General features: G+C 62.2%; 1 protein-coding gene. It reads right to left on the bottom strand.

The features are described 5' to 3' along the window. Positions 1-99: 99 nt before the first annotated feature. A partial coding sequence (locus ACYPYD_RS02280; protein ID WP_459661907.1) for an ABC1 kinase family protein occupies positions 100-1,438 on the bottom strand: 1,339 nt, incomplete at its 5' end.

Below are 1,438 nucleotides of genomic sequence, written 5' to 3'. Positions count from 1 at the left end.
CCGGCAGATGCCGACATATTCAGACGTTCCTCAAACCTCGCCATTGGTAGCCCGCTCACGGAAGCTGCCTCTGGACTTTGGAAGCGGCACCATTTCGCATTAGCGGATCAGGAGCAGCGCGCCAGCAATCAAAGCCAAACCAGTCACGATGGCAAGGGCTATCCTGTTTCCGGCCTGAGATACGAAAAGTGACGGATCGGAATAGGCCCGCGCTGCCGAGCTATTGCCTTCCAGGCGCTGTATGGCGGCTCGTAGAAGGCGCGGCGCGTCATCGGCGACTTTCGATATTTCCCACGCCAAGGATGTCAGGATCGGCAGCCAATGCTCCGGAGAGAGCTTTGCCGCCGCCACTTTGGTCGCGGCGCCTTGCATCGCGCTGGAAAGGTCAAAACCTGGCGCGATCGCGGTCACCACGCCGTCGATGGTAATCAGTGCCTTAAAAATGAGCAGCAGATCGGGCGGCATCAGCAGCCCCTGTTCACGCATCAATGGCAGGAAATCCGCGACCATCGCTCTGAGCACCAGGCGGCCGCCGCCATGGCGCGCCACAAGCCGCTCGGCCGCCTCAACCACCTTTTCGCGCGGAACCTCGCTCCCGGCGGACCAGACCAGCAGAACATCTGCCAGTTGCGCCGGATCTGCGGACGTAAGCGATTGGGTGAAGGCAATGAACTCTTGCCGCCGGCGCGGCGAGACGTGACCGATCATCCCCATGTCTAGGAGGGCGATGCGATTGCCGGGCAGGCATAAGAGATTGCCAGGGTGCGGATCGCCATGAAACCGTCCGTTGAAAAGCACCATATCGAGGACGATCTCCGCACCCAGCGCGGCGATCGCGTTAGGGTCGATATCTACGGCGAGCAGCGCTTCGGGATCGCGCGGCGCGATACCCTCGACGTAATCCATCACCAGCAGGGTTTCGGACGACCATTCCCAATGGATTTCGGGGACGGCTACCCGGGGCTCATGCGCAAAATCGCTCCGCAGCCGATCGGCATTGCGGCCCTCATTGGTAAAGTCGAGTTCTTCGAGCACCGCCGCCGTAAGTTGGCGCATCATTGCCACGGGCTGGAATCGGCGCGCCTCCACGCTCACGGCCTCCACGATTTTTGCTGCCTGAGCGATCAATCGTAAGTCCGCCTCCATCCTCGGGCGGATGCCGGGGCGCTGGATCTTGAGCACGACCTCGCTCCCGTCGTGCAGCGTAGCCCGGTGAACCTGCGCCATAGAGGCGGCGGCGAGCGGCTCGGGATCAAAGCTGAGGAACGCGGCGTCGGGGCCCTCTCCCAGCGCCGCCACGACTGCAGGGCGCAGGTCTTCAAAGGGAAGGGTCGGCGCCTGGCTATGCAGCTTCTCCAACTCGGCAATCCATTCGGGTGCTAACAGATCGCCGCGCGTCGCCAAAATCTGCCCAAGCTTTACGAAAGTCGGGCCGAGT

This window comes from Novosphingobium sp. 11B, from assembly GCF_054589055.1.
The sequence above is the reverse complement of the archived record's forward strand: the minus strand, read 5'-3'. Positions and strand labels throughout refer to the sequence as shown.